At 71.5% G+C, this 18,884-nt stretch carries 17 protein-coding genes; 6 read left to right on the top strand and 11 right to left on the bottom strand.

The features are described from left to right. Window positions 1-17: 17 nt before the first annotated feature. A complete protein-coding gene (locus tag KV205_RS00965; RefSeq protein WP_265861327.1) occupies window positions 18-1,808 on the bottom strand; it encodes an SDR family oxidoreductase in 1,791 nt (596 codons plus the stop codon). Further along, entirely contained in the window at window positions 1,808-2,665 is an 858-nt protein-coding gene (locus KV205_RS00960; protein WP_265861326.1) for a M24 family metallopeptidase, read from the bottom strand. The genes KV205_RS00965 and KV205_RS00960 overlap by 1 nt, the downstream gene beginning before the upstream one ends. 240 nt (window positions 2,666-2,905) lie before the next feature. Between KV205_RS00960 and KV205_RS00955 the strand changes: the two genes are divergently transcribed. Genes KV205_RS00955 through KV205_RS00940 form a run of 4 tightly spaced genes read left to right on the top strand, consistent with a single transcriptional unit; the run spans window position 2,906 to window position 6,426 of the window. After that, the gene (locus KV205_RS00955) at window positions 2,906-3,868 is read left to right on the top strand and encodes an ABC transporter ATP-binding protein (RefSeq protein ID WP_265861883.1); all 963 of its coding nucleotides are present in this window, start codon (window positions 2,906-2,908) and stop codon (window positions 3,866-3,868) included. Continuing rightward, entirely contained in the window at window positions 3,865-4,779 is a 915-nt protein-coding gene (locus KV205_RS00950) for an ABC transporter permease (RefSeq protein WP_265861325.1), read from the top strand. Before KV205_RS00955 ends, KV205_RS00950 begins: the two co-directional genes overlap by 4 nt. Continuing rightward, entirely contained in the window at window positions 4,776-5,690 is a 915-nt protein-coding gene (locus KV205_RS00945; RefSeq protein WP_265861323.1) for an ABC transporter ATP-binding protein, read from the top strand. Before KV205_RS00950 ends, KV205_RS00945 begins: the two co-directional genes overlap by 4 nt. A 16-nt stretch (window positions 5,691-5,706) precedes the next feature. Next, window positions 5,707-6,426: an ABC transporter permease gene (locus KV205_RS00940; protein ID WP_265861321.1), complete on the top strand. Its 720-nt coding sequence runs from the start codon at window positions 5,707-5,709 to the stop codon at window positions 6,424-6,426. Between the two features lie 31 nt (window positions 6,427-6,457). On the opposite strand, the gene KV205_RS00935 is transcribed toward KV205_RS00940, so the two are convergent. Then, a complete protein-coding gene (locus KV205_RS00935; protein WP_374214594.1) occupies window positions 6,458-7,735 on the bottom strand; it encodes a CynX/NimT family MFS transporter in 1,278 nt (425 codons plus the stop codon). Further along, window positions 7,732-8,421 carry a FadR/GntR family transcriptional regulator gene (locus KV205_RS00930; RefSeq protein ID WP_265861318.1) on the bottom strand — a complete coding sequence of 230 codons (690 nt, stop codon included), beginning with the start codon at window positions 8,419-8,421 and terminating at the stop codon, window positions 7,732-7,734. Before KV205_RS00930 ends, KV205_RS00935 begins: the two co-directional genes overlap by 4 nt. Window positions 8,422-8,566: 145 nt before the next feature. Between KV205_RS00930 and lpdA the strand changes: the two genes are divergently transcribed. After that, on the top strand, window positions 8,567-9,970 hold the full coding sequence (gene lpdA, locus KV205_RS00925) for a dihydrolipoyl dehydrogenase (protein WP_265861316.1): 1,404 nt from the start codon (window positions 8,567-8,569) through the stop codon (window positions 9,968-9,970). A gap of 157 nt (window positions 9,971-10,127) precedes the next feature. Beyond that, the gene (locus KV205_RS00920; RefSeq protein WP_374214593.1) at window positions 10,128-10,748 is read left to right on the top strand and encodes a rhomboid-like protein; all 621 of its coding nucleotides are present in this window, start codon (window positions 10,128-10,130) and stop codon (window positions 10,746-10,748) included. 135 nt (window positions 10,749-10,883) lie between these two features. Here the strand turns inward: KV205_RS00920 and KV205_RS00915 are convergent, their stop codons facing one another. From KV205_RS00915 to KV205_RS00885, 7 genes are all read right to left on the bottom strand, one after another. Then, complete coding sequence (locus tag KV205_RS00915) at window positions 10,884-11,693, bottom strand: HAD family hydrolase (RefSeq protein ID WP_265861314.1); 810 nt, start codon at window positions 11,691-11,693, stop codon at window positions 10,884-10,886. Beyond that, window positions 11,690-12,979 (bottom strand): serine--tRNA ligase, encoded by a 1,290-nt coding sequence (gene serS / locus KV205_RS00910; RefSeq protein ID WP_265861313.1) that lies wholly within the window; start codon window positions 12,977-12,979, stop codon window positions 11,690-11,692. Before serS ends, KV205_RS00915 begins: the two co-directional genes overlap by 4 nt. Before the next feature lie 377 nt (window positions 12,980-13,356). Continuing rightward, window positions 13,357-14,292, bottom strand: a complete 936-nt coding sequence (pheA, locus tag KV205_RS00905) for a prephenate dehydratase (RefSeq protein WP_265861312.1) — start codon at window positions 14,290-14,292, stop codon at window positions 13,357-13,359. Between the two features lie 89 nt (window positions 14,293-14,381). Next, window positions 14,382-15,668, bottom strand: a complete 1,287-nt coding sequence (efeB, locus tag KV205_RS00900) for an iron uptake transporter deferrochelatase/peroxidase subunit (protein WP_274709976.1) — start codon at window positions 15,666-15,668, stop codon at window positions 14,382-14,384. Beyond that, window positions 15,665-17,638: a copper resistance protein CopC gene (locus tag KV205_RS00895; protein ID WP_265861310.1), complete on the bottom strand. Its 1,974-nt coding sequence runs from the start codon at window positions 17,636-17,638 to the stop codon at window positions 15,665-15,667. The genes efeB and KV205_RS00895 overlap by 4 nt, the downstream gene beginning before the upstream one ends. Before the next feature lie 25 nt (window positions 17,639-17,663). After that, window positions 17,664-18,116 carry a copper chaperone PCu(A)C gene (locus KV205_RS00890; protein WP_265861308.1) on the bottom strand — a complete coding sequence of 151 codons (453 nt, stop codon included), beginning with the start codon at window positions 18,114-18,116 and terminating at the stop codon, window positions 17,664-17,666. Beyond that, entirely contained in the window at window positions 18,113-18,871 is a 759-nt protein-coding gene (locus KV205_RS00885) for an SCO family protein (protein ID WP_265861307.1), read from the bottom strand. Before KV205_RS00885 ends, KV205_RS00890 begins: the two co-directional genes overlap by 4 nt. Window positions 18,872-18,884: the final 13 nt, after the last annotated feature.

The raw sequence follows: 18,884 nt of genomic DNA, 5'->3' as shown, positions 1-18,884 counted from the left end.
CCGCCCAGTCCTGCGCCCTACGCCGGCGGCCGTACCCGGGCGAGCGCCCGCAGGGCGCCCGGGGCGAGCCGGGACAGCAGATGGGCGCCGCGGGCCTCCGGGGTAACCGGGACGACGGCCTCGTCGCGCAGCACCGCGCGCAGGATCGCGTCCGCGACCTTCTCCGGCGGGTAGTTGCGCATCCCGTAGAGGCGCGAGACCTTCTGCTGTCGCCGCTTCTCCTCGGCCGCGTCGGTCACCCCGGCGAACCGCGCGGTCGACGTGATGTTGGTGTTCACGATGCCCGGGCAGATCGCCGAGACCCCGATCCCCTGCTCCGCCAGCTCGGCCCGCAGGCACTCGCTCAGCATCAGCACCGCCGCCTTCGACGTGCTGTACGCCGGGAGCGCGCGGGAGGGCTGGAAGGCCGCCGCCGAGGCCGTGTTGACGATGTGGCCGCCCTGGCCGCGCGCCGCCATCTGTCCGCCGAAGATCCGGCAGCCGTGGATCACGCCCCACAGATTGACGTCGAGGACCCGCTGCCACTCCTCGCTGGTGGTCTCGAAGAACGAGCCGGTGAGCCCGATGCCCGCGTTGTTGACCAGCACGTCCACCACGCCGTACTCGCTCGCCACCTTCGCGGCCAGCTTCTCCATCGCCTGCTCGTCGGAGACATCGACGGTCTCGCCCCAGGCCTCCGGCGCCCCGATCAGCCGGGACATCTCGGCCGTACGGACCGCGCCCTCGGTGTCCCGGTCCACCGCGATCACCCGGGCGCCGGCCTCCGCGAAGGCGAAGGCGGTGGCCCGGCCGATGCCGCTGGCCGCGCCGGTCACCAGGACCAGCTGCCCGCCGAAGCGCTCCGCGTACTCCGGGCGCACGTCGCCCTTGGGCGCCGGGCGTGGGGCCTTGGTCGCCGGGTCCTCGTTCGCCTCGACGAACTCGGTGATCCACGCGGCCAGTTGGTCGGGGCGGGTGCGCGGCACCCAGTGCTTGGCCGGCAGGGTGCGGCGGGTCAGGTCCGGCACCCAGTCGGCCAGGTCGTCGTAGAGCCGCTCGGAGAGGAAGGCGTCGCCGGTCGGGGTGATCAGCTGCACGGGCGCGTGGGCGAAGGCGTCGGCGCGCGGCCGGGTCAGCCGGGCCCGCACGTTGTCCCGGTACAGCCAGGCGCCGGTGGCCGCGTCGCTGGGCAGCGAGGGCGTCGGGTAGGCGCCGGCCGGGACCTTCTCCATCCGCTCCAGGAGCTTCGGCCAGCGCTTGCCGAGCGGCCCGCGCCAGGCCAGCTCGGGCAGCACCGGGGTGTGCAGCATGTACACGTACCAGGACTTGGCGCCCTGGCCGAGAAGCTGGCCGACCCGGCGCGGGGTCGGCCGGGTCATCCGGGTCTTGATCCAGTGCCCGAAGTGGTCGAGCGACGGACCGGACATCGAGGTGAAGGAGGCGATCCGGCCCTCGGTGCGGGGCACCGTCACGAACTCCCAGGACTGCACCGAGCCCCAGTCGTGCCCGACCAGGTGGACCGGCCGGTCCGGGCTCACCGCGTCCGCGACGGCCAGGAAGTCGTCGGTCAGCTTCTCCAGCGTGAAGCCGCCGCGCAGCGGGGTCGGCGCGGTCGACCGGCCGTGGCCCCGCACGTCGTACAGCACCACGTGGAAGCGCTCGGCGAGCCGGGTCGCGACCTCCGACCAGACCTCCTTGGAGTCCGGGTAGCCGTGCACGAGCAGCACCGTGGGGCGGTCCGCGTCCCCCAGCTCGGCCACGCACAGCTCGATCCCGCCGGTGCGGACCCGGCGCTCGCGCGCCTCGTTCAGCCCTGCGATCCCCGCCATCAGGCCGCCGTCCCTTCCTCGTTCCAGCGCCGCACGTGCGGCAGGTCGTCGTCCAGCCAGAACGCGCTCTGCTCGGGGTCCTTGGAGTCGGTGACGACCAGGATCTCCTCGAACTTCGCGCCCGTACCCCGGAATCCGAGGTGCGGCTCGACCGCCCACAGGCCCGGCCTGGGCGGGTGGTCGGAGAACTTGTACGGCGACCAGAGCGGCGACCAGCCGTCGCGGTGGCCGTGCAGGGCGTCGCTCGCCAGGCCCTTGAGGGACTGGGTGCCGAAGCCGAACAGGGTCGGCGCCCAGCGGCGCTCCTTGACCCGGTCGATCTTGTGGGCGATGACGCCGAAGGGATAGGCCCGGTGCCGGTTGGCGTAGCCCTGGCGGACCATGAGCCGGTCCACGTCCTCGTATATCTCCCGCAGCGTGCGGCGCTCGCGCACCTCGCGCAGGATCAGCTCGCGGTGGTCCTTCAGATCGGCGAGCAGCTTGTCGTGGACCGGGTTGAGGCCCAGGCAGCCGGAGTAGCCGATGTCGGCGGTGTGGCCCTTGTAGACGGGCGCCATGTCGAGGATGAACGGCATCCCGGCCTCAAGGCGCTTGTTCGTGGGGAAGAACTGCAGCGGGATCCTGAAGTCGACGAAGGCCGTGCGGTCGCCGAACCAGGCGAACGGGCGGTGGAACCAGTCCTTCACCCCTCGCGCGGACAGCCACTCGCGCTGCATCCGGGCCGCCTCGCGCTCGGTCACACCCGGCTTGAGCTGGGCCGCGACGGCCTCCGCGCACTCGTACGAGAGGCGCTGGACCTCCCTGAATCCCCGCAGTTCCGTGGTGAGCCCGCCCATCACCGCACCTGTTGAGGTCATGCCACCCGCCCGTCCGTGTGTGAGCGCGCGTGAGCGTCCGGTAGCCCTACGCGTCCGTAACTTGACATCGATGAATGTGACAATGCCCAGCGGCTGCGTCAAGGGGTGTGCACCGCCCCTGTGGAAAACGAGACCTTCGTCGTCGCCCCCGTACGGGCTTGTACTCCTGGAGTCGGACAAGGATCGAGCCGTTGGTCTGACGACTCGCGTGACGCACACCACTACCGTCGAAGCGTGACTGTGATCGCCACCGAAAGCCTCAGCAAGCGGTTCCCCCGGGTGACCGCTCTCGACCGGCTCTCCCTGGACATCGGGCCCGGTGTGACCGGACTGGTGGGTGCCAACGGAGCCGGCAAGTCCACGATGATCAAAATCCTGCTCGGTCTGTCCCCGGCCACGGAGGGCCGCGCCGAAGTCCTCGGACTCGACGTCGCCACCGCCGGCGCCCAGATCCGCGAGCGGGTCGGCTACATGCCGGAGCACGACTGCCTGCCGCCCGACGTCTCGGCCACCGAGTTCGTCGTGCACATGGCGCGCATGTCCGGGCTCCCGCCGGCCGCCGCCCGTGAGCGCACCGCGGACACCCTGCGCCACGTCGGCCTGTACGAGGAGCGCTACCGCCCGATGGGCGGCTACTCGACCGGCATGAAGCAGCGGGTGAAGCTGGCCCAGGCCCTGGTCCACGACCCGCAGCTGGTGCTGCTCGACGAGCCGACCAACGGCCTGGACCCGGTCGGCCGCGACGACATGCTCGGCCTGATCCGCCGGGTGTGGACCGACTTCGGCATCTCCGTCCTCGTCACCTCGCACCTGCTCGGCGAACTGGAGCGCACCTGCGACCACGTCGTCGTCATCGACGGCGGCCGGCTGCTCCGCTCCAGCTCCACCAGCGACTTCACCCGCACCACCACGACCCTCGCGGTCGAGGTCACCGACTCCGACGCCCACCCCGACGGCACGGAGGCGCTGCGCGCGGCCCTCACGGCCGCCGGCGTCACCCTGCACCCCGGCGTCGAGGACGGCCTGCCGGGCGCCGGGCACATCCTGCTCCTGGAGGCCTCCGGCGACGAGACCTACGACCTGGTCCGCGACACCGTCGCCGGCCTCGGCCTCGGCCTGGTGCGCATGGAGCAGCGCCGCCACCACATCGCCGAGGTCTTCAAGACCCAGCAGCAGGAGCAGGAGGAGGTGCCGGCGCGATGAGCACCCAGACCCCCGGGCCCGTCCAGGCCACCGACACCAGCCGGATCCACAACATCGGCTACCGCAGCTACGACGGACCGCGGCTCGGCCGCTCCGCCGCCCGCCGCGCCCTGTTCTCGCAGTCGCTGCGCGGCGCCTACGGCCTCGGCCGCAGCGCCAAGTCCAAGGTGCTGCCGATGCTGCTGTTCGCGGTGATGTGCGTGCCCGCGCTGATCATCGTCGCGGTCGCCGTCGTCACCAAGTCCTCGAAGCTGTCGATCGAGTACACGCAGTACGCGATCTTCCTCCAGATGGTCATCGGGATCTTCGTGGCCGCCCAGGCCCCGCAGTCCGTCTCCCGCGACCTGCGCTTCCGGACCGTGCCGCTGTACTTCGCCCGCCCGATCGAGCGCGTGGACTACGTCCTCGCCAAGTACGGGGCGATGGCCTCGGCCCTGTTCGTCCTGACCGCCGCACCGCTGCTGATCATGTGGATCGGCTCGCTGCTCGCCAAGATGGACTTCGCGGACCAGACGCAGATGTTCGGCCAGGGCCTGGTGTCCGTGGCGCTGCTCTCGCTGCTCTTCGGCGGCATCGGCCTCGTCATGGCGGCCCTCACCCCGCGCCGCGGCTTCGGCGTCGCCGCCGTGATCGCCGCCCTGGTGATCACCTACGGAGCGGTCTCCACCCTCCAGGGCATCGCCTACGGCACGGACAACGTGGGCGCCGTCAAGTGGATCGGCCTGTTCTCGCCGATCACCCTCATCGGCGGCGTGCAGGACGCCTTCCTGGGCGCGCCCACGGCCGCGCCCGGCGGCGAGGCCGCGGCCCCCGGCACCGCGGTCGGCGTGGTCTACCTGCTGGTCGTCCTCGCGCTCATCGCCGGTTCGTACGGCGTGCTGATGCGCCGCTACCGAAAGGTCGGGCTGTGACAACGCTCAACATCGACCACGCCTCGCGCTGGTTCGGCAACGTCGTGGCCGTCAACGACGTCACCATGACCGTCGGTCCCGGTGTCACCGGCCTGCTCGGCCCCAACGGCGCCGGCAAGTCCACCCTGATCAACATGATGGGCGGCTTCCTCGCCCCCTCCACCGGCACCGTCACCCTCGACGGCGCGGCGATCTGGCGCAACGAGTCGGTCTACCGGCAGATCGGCGTCGTCCCTGAGCGGGAGGCGATGTACGACTTCCTCACCGGCCGCGAATTCGTCGTCGCCAACGCCGAGTTGCAGGGCCTCGGCGAGGCGGAGGCCCAGAAGGCCCTCGCCACCGTGGAGATGGAGTACGCGCAGGACCGCAAGATCGCCACGTACAGCAAGGGCATGCGGCAGCGCGTGAAGATGGCCTCCGCCCTCGTGCACGAGCCGTCCGTGCTGCTGCTCGACGAGCCGTTCAACGGCATGGACCCGCGTCAGCGCATGCAACTCATGGACCTGCTGCGGCGGATGGGCGCCGACGGCCGCACCGTGCTGTTCTCCTCGCACATCCTGGAGGAGGTCGAGCAGCTCGCCTCGCACATCGAGGTGATCGTCGCCGGACGGCACGCGGCCTCCGGCGACTTCCGCCGGATCCGCCGCCTGATGACCGACCGGCCGCACCGCTATCTGGTCCGCTCCAGCGACGACCGGGAGCTCGCGGCGGCGCTGATCGCCGATCCGTCGACGGCCGGCATCGAGGTCGAGCACGGCGCCGAGGGCGGATTGCGCATCCAGGCCGTGGACTTCGGCCGGTTCACCGAACTGCTGCCGAAGGTCGCCAAGGAGCGCGGCATCCGGCTCCTCACGGTCTCGCCCTCGGACGAGTCCCTCGAATCCGTCTTCTCGTATCTCGTAGCGGCCTGAAAGGAGCCCCCGACCGATGTACAACCCCACTGTCGCCCGGCTCACCTACCGGGCCCTGCTCGGCCGCCGGCGGGCGCTGATTCTGTTCGCGCTGCCCGCGCTGCTCATCCTGATCGCCGCGGCGATCCGCGCCTTCAACGGCGCGGACGACCAGGTCGCGGCCGATGTCCTCGGCGGCTTCGCGCTCGCCACCATGGTGCCGCTGATCGGCGTGATCGCCGGCACCGGCGCGATCGGCCCGGAGATCGACGACGGCTCGATCGTCTATCTCCTGTCCAAGCCGGTGAAGCGGCCCACGATCATCTTCACCAAGCTGATCGTCGCCATCGCGGTCACGATGGTCTTCTCCGCCGTGCCCACCCTGATCGCCGGCTTCGTCCTCAACGGCAACGGGCAGCAGGTCGCCGTCGCCTACACCGTGGCGGCCCTGGTGGCCTCCATCGCGTACAGCGCGCTCTTCCTGCTGCTCGGCACGGTCAGCCGGCACGCCGTGGTGATCGGCCTGGTCTACGCGCTGGTGTGGGAGTCGCTGTTCGGCTCCCTCATCTCGGGCGCCCGCACCCTCAGCGTCCAGCAGTGGGCGCGCGCCCTCGCGGAGAAGGTCACCGGCGACAGCCTGATCACCTCCGAGGTGTCCCTGCCCACCGCGATAGCGCTGCTGGTCGCCGTGACCATCGGCGCCACCTGGTTCGCGGGCCACAAGCTGCGCACGCTCACGCTGGCGGGCGAGGAGTAGCAGGGCCCGAGGCCCGGGACCGGATTGTTGTTCAGACCGTACGGTTCCGGGCCGCGAGCAGGCCCAGGGCGAGGGCCGCCGCGCAGACGCCGAGAACGGCGGCGATCGGCAGCGTCCAGGAGCCGGTGGCCTGGTGGAGGGCGCCGGCGGCCAGCGGGCCGGCCGCGGCGAGGAGATAGCCGACGGTCTGCGCCATCCCGGAGAGGCGGGCGGCGGTCGCCGCGTCGCCCGAGCGCAGCACGATCAGGGTGAGGGCCAGGCCCACCGCCCCGCCCTGGCCGACGCCGAGCACCGCCGACCACAGCCAGGCGCCCTGCACCGGGGCCACCATGAGGCCCGCGTATCCGACGGCGACCAGCGTCGTCACCAGGGCGATCAGCGGCCGCTGACCGCGCATCCGCCCGGCGAGCAGCGGCACCGCGAAGGCGCCCGCGACCTGGATCAGATTGTTGAAGGCGAAGACCACTCCGGCCGTCGAGCGGCTCATCCCGTGCTCGGTGAAGATCGTCGGCATCCAGGCGATCAGCACGTACGACCACAGCGACTGCAGCCCCATGAACAGGGTCACCTGCCAGGCGAGCGCCGAGCGCCACACATTCACCGGCCGGGCGGCGCCGGCCGGGACGGCCCGTACCGGCTCGGCCGTACGCCCCGTCCCACGCCGGGCGATCAGCACCTGCGGCAGCCAGGCGAGCGCCGCCACGGCCGCGAGCAGCGACCAGACGCCGAGGGAGGCCTGCCAGCCGCCGAGCGACCGCTCCAGGGGGACCGAGGCGGCGGCGACGACGGTGGCGCCCGCGATCATGGCGCCCGTGTAGACGGAGGTCATGGACGCGGCGCGGTCCGGGAAGTCCCGCTTGATCAGGCCCGGCATCAGCACGTTGAGCAGGGCGATGGCGGTGCCGACCAGGACGCCGCCGCCGTAGAGCGCGGCCGCCGAGGGCAGGATCCGCACCAGGATGCCGACGCCGAGCAGCAGCAGCGCCCCGAACAGCACCCGCTCGGCGCCGAAACGCCGGCCCAGCCAGGGCGCCACCAGCGCGCCGAGCCCCAGGAACAGCACCGGCACCGAGGTCACCAGCGAACTCGCCGCCGAGGACAGTCCGTACGTCTCCGCCAGCTCGCTCACCAGCGGCGACACGCTCGCGAGCGCGGCCCGCATGTTCAGCGAGGCCAGCACGATCCCGACCAGCAGCAGCGCCGGGTGCCGCAGCAGCGCGCGGCGGGCGGCGCTGCCCTTGATCCCGGCTTCGGTACCGACGACCGGCGGAGCTGCGTCCAGAAGGCGGGGGCCGGGGCCGGTCGTCACTTGTCGCCCGCTTCCCGCTCAAGCAGCGCCGTGACCGTCTCCCTCGGCACCCGCAGCAGCTCGCGTGCCCCGGCCTCGGCCGCGTCGGCGTCCCCCGCCTCGATCGCGGCGACCAGCGCCTCGTGGGCGTCGATGTCGACCGGCGGCATCGCCCGGTCGCCCAGCGCCTCCACCAGGACCTCGTGCACCTGGGTGGAGAAGAAGCGGTAGACCTCGCGGAAGGCCGCGTTGTGGGTGGCCTCGACGACCGCCAGGTGGAGGGCGAGGTCGGCGTCCGCGTCCCGGTCGCCCTCCTCGCGCAGGGTGGTGAGCGCGGCCCGCAGCCGCAGCAGGTCGTGGGTGTCCCGCCGGGCCGCCGCGAGCCGGGCCGCCTCCGCCTCCAGGGCGGTGCGCAGCTCCAGGACGTCCAGGGCGCCCGCGTGCCGTACGCCGTGGAGCACGGCGGCCGGGTCGGCGGTGGACCGGACGAAGGTGCCGTGGCCCTGGCGGGACTCCAGGAGCCCGGCGTGGACGAGCACCCGGACGGCCTCGCGGACCGTGTTGCGGCCCACGCCGAGGAGCTCGGCCAGCTCGTGCTCGGTGGGGATGCGGTCGCCGACGGCCCACTCGCCCTCGGCGAGCTGGGCGCGCAGCTGCGTCACCACGGAGTCCACCAGCGAGGTCCGCCCCGCCGCCTTCAGTGCCATCGAAAACCCCTATTCGCCCGGTTGCCCAGTCATCCTACAACTGACCCGATGTGACCTCGCTCGCCTCTCCGGCCGGTCCGCAGGGACCGGACTACTGTGGGCTCGTACGTGTGCCGAACACCCTCACCACCCTCGGGAGTCAGTCATGTCAGACCGCTTCGACGTCGTCGTACTCGGAGCTGGCCCCGGCGGCTACGTCGCCGCCATCCGCGCCGCCCAGCTGGGCAAGCGGGTCGCGGTCGTCGAGGAGAAGTACTGGGGCGGTGTCTGCCTGAACGTCGGCTGCATCCCGACCAAGGCGCTGCTGCGCAACGCCGAGCTCGCCCACATCTTCAACCACGAGGCCAAGACCTTCGGCATCAAGGTCGACGGCACGGTGTCCTTCGACTACCGCGAGGCGTTCAGCCGCAGCCGCACGGTCGCGGACGGCCGCGTCAAGGGCGTCCACTTCCTGATGAAGAAGAACGGCATCACCGAGTTCGACGGCCGGGGCACCTTCGTCGACGCGAACACCCTCCAGGTGGCGAAGTCCGACGGCACCACGCAGACGATCACCTTCGACAACTGCATCATCGCCACCGGCGCCACCCCGCGGCTGCTCCCCGGCACCGCGCTCAGCGACCGCGTCGTCTCGTACGAGCAGCAGATCCTCGCCGAGGACGCCCCGCAGTCGATCATCATCGCCGGCGCCGGCGCGATCGGCATCGAGTTCGCGTACGTCCTGAACAACTACGGCACCAAGGTCACCATCGTCGAGTTCCTCGACCGGATGGCCCCGCTGGAGGACGAGGAGGTGTCGAAGGAGCTCGCGAAGCAGTACCGCAAGCTCGGCATCGACGTCCTCACCTCGACCCGCGTCGAGGCCATCGACGAGTCCGGCCCGCAGGTCCGGGTCACCGTCACCGCCAAGGACGGCTCCCAGAAGGTCCTGGAGGCCGACAAGGTCCTGCAGGCCATCGGCTTCGCCCCGAACGTCGCCGGCTACGGCCTGGAGAACACCGGTGTCGCCCTCACCGAGCGCGGCGCCATCGACGTCGACGGCCGCTGCCGCACCTCCGTGCCGAACATCTTCGCCATCGGCGACGTGACCGCGAAGCTGATGCTCGCGCACACCGCCGAGGCCATGGGTGTCATCGCCGCCGAGACCATCGCGGACGCCGAGACGATGGAGCTCGACTACGTCATGATCCCGCGCGCCACCTACTGCCAGCCGCAGATCGCCAGCTTCGGCTACACCGAGGCGCAGGCCCGCGAGAAGGGCTACGACGTCAAGGTCGCCAAGTTCCCCTTCATGGCGAACGGCAAGGCGCACGGCCTCGGCGACTCGACCGGCTTCGTGAAGATCGTCGCCGACGCCCAGTACGGCGAGATCGTCGGCGCCCACCTGATCGGCCCGGACGTCACCGAGCTGCTGCCCGAGCTGACCCTGGCCCAGCAGTGGGACCTGACCGTGCACGAGGTCGCCCGCAACGTGCACGCCCACCCGACCCTGGGCGAGGCCGTGAAGGAAGCGATCCACGGCATCGCCGGACACATGATCAATTTCTGATCCGGGTTTCCGGGTTTCCGGGTTTCGGGGTATTTCTCTCAGGTTTCCCCCATAAAGGGGTGATAGGCACGGACTCGTGCCTCGCGAAACCTCTCCCCGAGCGCCTCGTGCGTCCCGTGCGCCGGGTGGCGAACCGTCCCGACCGATCAGGTCGTGGGTGCGTTCGTCACCCGGTACGCACATCTGGCTGGCCGTCATCGCGCTCACCAGCCTGGTCATCGCGCTGTCCCCGGACGGCCTGGAGCACTATCTGCTGCACCGCAACAGCAGCAATCTCCACGAACTCTCCCGGCACCCCATGCGGGCCCTGCTCGGCAGCGCCTTCTGGATCGAGAACCCGGCGAGCCTGCCCTTCTACGCCGTCCTCTTCGAGGTCTTCCACGCGCCCGTCGAGCGCTGGCTCGGCACCCTGAAATGGCTGATCGTCGTCGGCACCGCGCACGTCGCCGCCACGCTCGTCAGCCAGAAGGTCGTCCTGGAGGCCATCAGGGACCACGACGTGCCGCGCAGCATGGCGCACGTCGTCGACATCGGGGTGAGTTACGGCCTCGCCGCCTCGGTCGGCATCCTCACCTACCGGCTGCCGCGCCCCTGGCGCTGGTTCTACCTGGCCGGCGCGGTGGCCTTCTTCGCGGTCCCGCTGATCACCGACCGCACGTACACCGACCTCGGCCACGCGGTCTCGCTGGTGATCGGGCTGGCCTTCTGGCCGCTCACCGGAGAAGGCCACGGCCCGGAAAAACCCCTGGTGGGCGGCGACGCACGCGGAGCACACTGAGGGGGTACGGGAACGGGGCGGCCGCTTCGAGCGCGCGGAGGCGAACCGCGCGGGCCGCCCCGCTCCTCGTACCGAAGTACCGAGGTACCGAAGTACCGAAGTACCGAAGTACCGAAGTACCGAGGTACGGACTTCCTAGGACTGCAGCAGCCGCTCCAGGACGACGGCGATGCCGTCCTCCTCGTTGGAGCCGGTGACCTCGTCGGCCACCGCCTTCAGCTGCTCGTGGGCGTTGGCCATGGCCACGCCGCGGGCCGCCCAGCCGAACATCGGGATGTCGTTGGGCATGTCGCCGAAGGCGATCGTCTCCGCCGCCTTCACGCCGAGCCGGCGCGCGGCCAGCGAGAGCCCGGTCGCCTTGCTGAGGCCGAGCGGCACGATCTCCACGATGCCCGGACCGGCCATCACGACGTCGACCAGACCGCCGACGGTCTCCCGCGCGAGCCGGGTCAGCTCGTCGTCGCCCAGCACCGGGTGCTGGATGTAGAGCTTGGTGAGCGGCGCCGCCCACAGCGCGGCCGGGTCCTCGTACGGCACGTACGGCAGCGGCCCGCCCTGGGTCCGGTAGCCGGGGCCGATCAGGACCTCGCCCTCCAGGCCATCGCGGCTGGCGGCAAGCGCCAGCGGCCCGACCTCCGCCTCGATCTTGGAGAGCGCGAGCCCGGCGAGCTGCCGGTCGAGGGTCAGCGAGGTCAGCAGCCGGCGCTCGCCCGCGTGGTAGACCTGCGCGCCCTGCCCGCACACCGCGATCCCCTCGTAGCCGAGGTCGTCGAGGATGTGCCGGGTCCAGGGCACGGCCCGCCCGGTGACGACGATGTGCGCCGCGCCGGCCGCGGTCGCCGCGGCCAGTGCCTCGCGCGTCCGGTCCGAGACGGACTCGTCGGGCCGCAGCAGCGTCCCGTCGAGGTCCGTCGCGACCAGGCGGTAGGGGAAGGCGGTGCTCACTTGGAGATCGGCTCCAGGACCTCGCGCCCGCCGAGGTAGGGGCGCAGGATCTCGGGCACCCGCACCGAGCCGTCGGCCAGCTGGTGGTTCTCCAGGATCGCCACGATGGTGCGCGGGACGGCGCACAGCGTGCCGTTCAGGGTGGCCAGCGGCTGTACGACCTTCTTGCCGTCCTTGTCGTCGCGCATACGGACGGAGAGGCGGCGGGCCTGGAAGCCGTCGCAGTTGGAGGCCGAGGTCAGCTCGCGGTACTTGCCCTGGGTCGGGATCCACGCCTCGCAGTCGAACTTGCGGGAGGCGGAGGCACCCAGGTCGCCGGTGGCGACGTCGATCACCTGGAACGGCAGCTCCAGGGCGGTCAGCCACTGCTTCTCCCAGTCGAGCAGCCGCTTGTGCTCGGCCTCGGCGTCGTCCGGAGCGACGTACGAGAACATCTCGACCTTGTCGAACTGGTGGACGCGGAAGATGCCGCGGGTGTCCTTGCCGTACGTGCCGGCCTCGCGGCGGAAGCACGGCGAGAAGCCGGCGTACCGCAGGGGCAGCTTGTCGGCCTCGATGATCTCGTCCATGTGGTACGCGGCGAGCGGGACCTCGGAGGTGCCGACCAGGTAGAAGTCGTCCTTCTCCAGGTGGTACACGTTCTCCGCGGCCTGGCCGAGGAAGCCGGTGCCCTCCATGGCGCGCGGGCGGACCAGGGCCGGGGTCAGCATCGGGGTGAAGCCGGCCTCGGTGGCCTGCGCGATCGCCGCGTTGACCAGGGCGAGCTCAAGGAGGGCGCCGACGCCGGTCAGGTAGTAGAAGCGCGAGCCGGAGACCTTGGCGCCGCGCTCGACGTCGATGGCGCCGAGCGCCTCGCCGAGCTCCAGGTGGTCCTTGGGCTCGAAGCCCTCGGCCGCGAAGTCGCGGATGGTGCCGTGGGTCTCGAGGACGACGAAGTCCTCCTCGCCGCCGACCGGGACGTCCGGGTGGACGATGTTGCCGAGCTGGAGCAGCAGCGCGCGGGCCGACTCGTCGGCCTCGTTCTGCTCGGCCTCCGCGGCCTTCACGTCGACCTTGAGCTGCTCCGCCTTCTGCAGCAGCTCGGCGCGTTCCTCCGGGGAGGCCTTGGGGATCAGCTTGCCGAGCGACTTCTGCTCGGAGCGGAGTTCGTCGAAGCGGACGCCGGACGACCTGCGCCGCTCATCGGCGGAGAGCAGGGCGTCGACGAGGCCGACGTCCTCTCCACGGGCGCGCTGGGAGGCGCGAACACGGTCGGGGTCCTCACGGAGCAGGCGAAGGTCAATCACCCCACCAGGCTACCGGTGCGGCCGGGAGCGCCCTACCCGATATAGGTTTGCGTGTCGCTTTGCCCGAATTGCTTTGTTTTTCGGTGAATTCCTCATTCGGAGTTCTTGGGGCTCTTCGGGGCCCTTCGGGGTTCTTCGCGTTCTTCGGAGTTCTGCACAGCGAGGGTGAGTTATCCACAGGCTGTGCGAAAGATCTGTGGACGAGCGCCGCCCGTCGATCTTCACCGCATTTTCCCACTCCTTCGAGTGGGAATTGCTCGCTCCAAAGTGTGGGGCCCCGGACCTGGGGTGACGACGATTTGTCGACCTGTGTCCGCGGCCTTGTCGACTTGTCCCCAGGTCGAGGGGCGAGCCTGTGGATAACTCCGGCCGGTGGCTCAGGCCCGGCCGTCCTGGGCGCGGGCCAGCCAGTCGGAGGCCTCGGTGAACTCGCTGTCCGTCGTCCCGCGCCGCAGCGGCCGGACGTCCTCCACCGCCACCCCCGCGCGCGGATACGAGCCGAGGAACCGCACCTTCGGGCAGATCCGCTTCAGGCCCATCAGCGCCTCGCCGACCCGCCGGTCCGCGATATGGCCTTCCGCGTCGACGGCGAAGCAGTAGTTCCCGATGCCCGCGCCGGTCGGCCGCGACTGGATCAGCATCAGGTTCACCCCGCGCACCGCGAATTCCTGGAGGAGTTCGAGCAGCGCACCCGGGTGGTCGTCGCCGAGCCACAGCACCACCGAGGTCTTGTCCGCACCGGTCGGCGCCGCCGGCCGGGCCGGCCGGCCCACGAGCACGAAACGCGTCTCCGCGTTCTCGGCGTCGTGGATCTCGCTGACCAGCGGTTCCAGACCGTACGTCGCCGCCGCGAACTCGCCCGCGAAGGCCGCGTCGAACCGGCCCTCCTGGACCAGCCGGGCGCCGTCCGCGTTGGACGCGGCCGACTCCCACAGCGCGTCCGGCAGATTGGCCCGCAGCCAGTTCCGCACCTGCGGCTGCGCCACCGGATGACCGGTGACGGTCTTGATCTCCGACAGCTTCGTCCCCGGTCGTACGAGCAGGGCGAAGGCGATCGGGAGCAGCACCTCGCGGTAGATCATCAGCGGCTCGCCCGAGGCCAGCTCGTCGAGGGTCGCGGTCACCCCGCCCTCGACCGAGTTCTCGATCGGCACGAGCGCGGCGGCGGCGTCGCCGTTGCGCACGGCGTCCAGGGCGGCCGGCACCGAGACCATCGGGACGAGCTCCCGCGTCGCGGCCTCGGGCAGCGTACGCAGCGCGGCCTCCGTGAAAGTGCCTTCGGGACCGAGATACGTATACCGGTTGGCGGACATACGGTCACCCTAATGGAGGGCCCGGAGCCGACGGGCTCGCTACGACGCACCGAGCGGGCCCGCCACGACTCCGGGAGACGCACTGCGCGCTACGCCTCAAGCAGGCGCTGCCCCACGTACTCGCCCTCCGCCGGCCCGCCCGGCGCCGCGAACAGACCGCTCGCCTCGTGCCGCAGGAACGGCGACAGGGCGTCGCCCCGGTCCAGCTTGCGCTGTACGGGCACGAAACCGCGCAGCGGATCGGCCTGCCAGCAGACGAAGAGCAGCCCGGCGTCCGGCGTGCCGTCGGCCGCGATCCCGTCGTGGAAGGAGAACGGCCGGCGCAGCATCGCCGCCCCGCCGTTCTGTTCGGGGGCGGAGATCCGGGCATGGGCGTTGTCGGGGATGACGGTCTTGCCGTCCGGACCCCTCTTGTTCAGGTCGAGCGGAGTCGTCTCGGTCCCGCCGGAGAGCGGTGCGCCGTCCGACTTCCGCCGCCCGATCACCTTCTCCTGCTTGTCCAGGGACAGCCGCTCCCAGTCGTCGAGCAGCATCCGGATCCGCCGGACGACCGCGTACGAGCCGCCCGCCATCCAGTCCTGGGCACCGGCAGCGCCCTGCGGCACGAAGATCCGCCGGTCGAAGTCGGGGTCGGCCGGCTTGGGGTTGTTGGTGCCGTCGACCTGGCCCATCAGATTGCGGGCGGTCATCGGGCGGGCGGTGGCGCCGGCCGAGCGGTTGAAGCCGTTCATCTGCCAGCGCACCCGGGCCGTCTCGCCCGCGTCCTTCTGGAGCGCACGCAGCGCGTGGAAGGCGACCAGCGCGTCGTCCGCGCCGATCTGCACCCACAGATCGCCCTCCGACCGCTTCGGGTCGAGCGCGTCCGAGGAGAAGGCGGGCAGCGGATCGAGCTGGGCGGGGCGGCGCGCGGCGAGACCGGTGCGGTCGAAGAAGGTGCGGCCGAAGCCGAAGGTCACCGTCAGGGAGGACGGGCCCGCGTCAAGGGCGATCCCGGTGTCGGCGGCCCCGCTCGCCGTCCGGCCCGCCATCAGCGCCTTCGCCGTCGCCGACCAGCGGCGGAGCAGCGCGGCGGCCTCCTTGCGGCCCGCGCCCGGCACGAGGTCGAAGGCGACCAGATGGCCCCGGGACTGAAGCGGAGTGGTGATCCCCGCTTGATGTTTCCCGTGAAACATCACCTCGGTCGCACCGACCGTGGTCAGCGCCGTCGAACCGCCGGAGCCGGCCTTGCCGGTCTCGGAACCGTCCCCGGACACCGCCGCGGAGATGCCGGCACCGCCGGCCGCGCCGATCACGAGTCCGGCGGCGCCGGCCGCGCCCACGGTGCCGAGCACCCGTCGGCGGGAGATCTCAAGGTTGTTGTCGCTCACGGGGCTCAGCCGATCTTCACGTTCTTCTCGATGGTGGTCTGGTCGATCTCGGAGGTACGGACGGTGACCTGCATCAGCCACTCGCCCGCCATCGGCAGCTGGACGCCGCTCGCCGTCCAGTGTCCGGTCTGGATGCGGTCGGGCAGCACCGGCAGCGGGCCGATGTCCTTCGCCTTGAGGGTGAAGGAGACCTTCACCTCGGGCACGTCGAGCGCCCGGCCGTTTGGCCGCAGCACATAGATGTGCAGCGCGTTGGCGCCCGTACGACCGGGGTCCAGGGCGAGCTGCACGGTGCCCTTGCCGTCCACGCCGCCGGTGTCGAAGGGCAGCCGGACGTCGATGGGACGGTTGGGCACGGCGGCGGCACCGGCGGCGGCGCGGCCCCGGCCGGCCTCCTCCTCGGTACGGGCGGGCTCGGTGGAGGTGAGCACGGTCGTCACCGCGAGCAGGACGACCGCCACGGCGGCCTCGGTGAGCACCGAGCGGCGCAGCCCGGCCCGCTCGGGGTCGGCGTCCCGCGCCTTCTTCCGCTGCGCGGTGGCGACGGCGGCCCGCTGCCGGGCGAGCTGCGCGGCCCGCTCGGGGTCGGCCTCCGGCTCGGCGGCCTCCGGCTCGTCGGCCACCTCTGCGGAGACCTCGTCCTCAGAGACCTCGTTCTCAGAGACCTCGTCCTCAGAGGTCTCCGCATCGGAGGTCTCCGCTCCCACCGGTCGCTCCGCGAGCCGCCGCACCCACCGCCGCGACACCCACCCGATGCCGACCAGGACGGCCACCAGGCCGACCTTGACCAGGAGCAGCTGTCCGTACCGGGTGTCGGTCAGGGCCGACCAGGTGCCGACCTGCCGCCAGGTCTGGTAGATGCCGGTGGCGGCGAGGACGACGACCGAGCCGAAGGCCAGGTTCGAGTAGCGCTCGACGGCGGACCGTTCGACCGACGGAGCCCGGTAGAGCGCGACGAGCAGGGCGGTGAGTCCGCCGAGCCAGGCGGCGACGGCCAGCAGGTGCAGGATGTCGACCGGCATCGCGATGCCCGGCTGGAGCCCGGTCGAGGCGTGCTCGGCCAGCGCCCACGTACCGGCGATGCCGGCCGCGACGACGGTGCCGCCGAGGGCGAGGCCGAAGGTGAGGTCCTTGTGCTCCTTCTCGTCGCGGCGCCGGGCGTAGGCGCCGAACAGCACGGCGACGAACAGCGCGGCGGCGCCGAGCAGCAGCAGCCGGGAGGAGAGCGCGGCGCCGGTCTTGGTCTCCAGGACGGCCCGGAGGCCGCCCAGGTCGAAGACGTCGCCGAGCTTTCCGGTCTTGGTGTACGGGTGGCGGAGCAGCAGCAGCGCCAGGGTGGCCGCGGTCAGCGTGAGCCAGCCCCGGACCACGAGCCGCTGCACCGGGCGCGCGGCGGCGCCGCGCGGCCAGCAGGCCAGGACGAAGGCCCCGCCGCCGACGAGGACGACGAATCCGGCGTACGAGAGGTAGCGCGCGATGCCGTAGAGCGCGCCGACCAGGCCGCCGCCGACGGGGGTGTCGGGCAGGGCGACGGAGGTGGTGGAGGGGGCGCCGACGGAGAAGGTGAAGGCGCCGGAGACCGGGTGGCTGTCGGCGGAGACGGTCTGCCAGGCCACGGTGTAGGTGCCGTCGGGCAGTCCGGGCAGCAGGGCGACGCCGTAGCGGACGATCGAGCCGCTGCACAGGTTCCGTATCTCGCCGGTGTCGACCCGCTTCCCGGCCGGGTCGAGGACCCGGATGGAGTCGTCGCTCATGGCGACCTCCTCCGAGAAGGTCAGGTTGACCTCCTTGGGGGCGGTGGCGACCACCGCCCCGTCCTGCGGGTCGCTGCCGGTCAGCGCCGCGTGCGCGGACGCGGGGCCCGCGGCGGCGAGCACCGTGCCGAGCAGCGCGGCGGCGACGAGCAGCAGCCGGACGAGCCGGACGAGGGCGTGTCCCCGTCCGGGGGCCGGCCCGAGGCGCGGGGCGGTGGTTGTCATCGTGTGTGTCACTCCCTCAAAGAGCTCAGTGCTGCTTGGGGTTGTGGTTGGGCGCCTCGACGGGAAGCGTGACCTTGATGGGGTCGGACTTCTCGAAGTGGAGCTCGATGTCGACCTTCTCGCCCTGCTTGGGCTGCTTCTTCAGCTCCATGAACATGATGTGGCTGCCGCCGCGTTCGAGCTTCAGTTCGCCGTTCGCGGGGATGTCGAAGGACGTCACCTCCTGCATCTTCTGGTTCTTGGTCTCGTGGATCGTGATGTCGTCCGAGAGGCCGCTGGTGACGGAGGTGAGCTTGTCGGCCGTGCCGCTGCTGTTGGTGATGGTGAGGAAGCCGCCGGCCATGTCCATCACCGGCTGGGGCATGAACGCGCCGCTCACCTTCAGCTCGGGCTTGTCGCTGTCGGTCGAGCACCCGGTCAGCGCGAGCGCGGCGGCGAGCGCCACGGCGGCGGACAGGGCGGTGGTGCGGCGGTTCACGGGTTCTCCCCCTTGATGAGCTTCGGCAGGTCGGCGGCGTACTGGTCGGACGTGGTGTCCTCGCCGTAGAGCACATAGCCCTGGTCGGTGGTCGGCGAGAACGCGATCACCTGGGCGCCGTGCATGGAGACGACGGAGCCGTCCTTCTCCTTCTGGGGCGGGTCGATGCCGATGCCGATGGAACGGGCCCCGGCCTGGATGGCCGAGAAGTCGCCGGTGAGTCCGGTGAAGGACGGGTCGCCGGCGGCCGGCAGCCACTTGCCGAGCTCGGCGGCGGTGTCCCGCTCCGGGTCGGTGGTGACGAAGACGACCTGGAGCTTGTCCTGGTCGGCCTTGGGGAGCGCCTTGCGGGCGATGGCGATGTTGCTCATCGTCAGCGGGCAGACGTCCGGGCAGTGGGTGTAGCCGAAGTAGAGCAGGGTCGGCTTGCCCTTGGTGCGCTCGCGCAGGTCGTACTTCTCGCCCTTGCTGTCGGTCAGGACCAGGTCGGGCTTGGTGAAGGGCCGGTCCAGGACGGTGGCGGCCTTGGTGTTGTCGGAGCCGCCGGAGACCTCGGCGACCGGGCTGCTGCCGGTGCCGGCCTTCGTGTCGTCGCCACCGCCGAGGCCCACGGCCGCGGTGACGCCGATGGCGGCGACGATCGCGGCCGCGGAGATGATCAGCGGGGCCCGGCGGCCGGGGCGGCCGCCGTCCTTCGCGTCGGAGTGCTTCTCGGAGCGCTTCTCGGACGTCGTGTCGGACTTGGTGTCGGACATGCTGGTTCTTTCC

This window comes from Streptomyces sp. SKN60, assembly GCF_026236535.1.
Classification (GTDB): Bacteria; Actinomycetota; Actinomycetes; order Streptomycetales; family Streptomycetaceae; genus Streptomyces.
Note: the sequence above shows the minus strand (reverse complement) of the source record. Positions and strands in the feature narration are given on the sequence as shown.